A 678-nucleotide genomic window follows, 5' to 3' on the forward strand; every position below is an offset into this window, starting at 1 on the left:
GGTACGGTCGACGAGGTTGAGGGACATACTGGCCAGCACTGGACAATCGTCGGTAACGCTGACAACAGCGCGAGCAATAACGGTATTACCTTCGTCAACGCCGAGAAGCTGACCGCGGCCAGTGGTACCAATCTGCTCGGCAGAGATGGCGTTAGCGACGGTACCGATGGGCACGATAATTTCGTATTGACCGCTGACGGCGACGTCAAGGTTGGCGATATGACCTTCTTCGGAGTCTCTGCGGTTGAGGGCCGTGGCGGTGTCAACGACGTTGATGCCAGTGATTACGTGGCAGGTCTGGCCCTGACCGGAGCAGACAACGAGATAAAACTCACCCACGATACCCTGAATAGAGTTTTCCAAGATATAGATACTGTTACCGTTCAGACCCTGACGGGTTCTGCTGGCGATGACGAGTTTACCGTTGCCGAAACCGGAGTAGGAACCGGCGTTTACACTGTAGGCGCAGACCTGATCACGTTTAGCGATGTGACTACCGTTAACGCTGGCGCTGAAGGGGCGAACGGAGACAAGGTCAACGCCGTGGGTGATATGACCCTGACCGGAGCGGATGGAGAGTTTCTCAACAACAGTATCACCTTTAGCGGTATCGAGTCCGTGAGTGGCGACGGCAGCAGCATAGTTGGCTCCGCCAAGGCCGACCACTTCATCGTCAAG

The 678-nt window shown here is 55.8% G+C and carries 1 protein-coding gene; it reads left to right on the forward strand.

All coding sequences use genetic code 11. The features are described from left to right. The coding region (locus IG627_RS20740; protein ID WP_193195232.1) for a hypothetical protein at positions 1-678 on the forward strand (678 nt) is incomplete at both ends.

This window comes from Microbulbifer taiwanensis (assembly GCF_014904815.1).
GTDB classification, from domain to species: Bacteria; Pseudomonadota; Gammaproteobacteria; order Pseudomonadales; family Cellvibrionaceae; genus Microbulbifer; species Microbulbifer taiwanensis.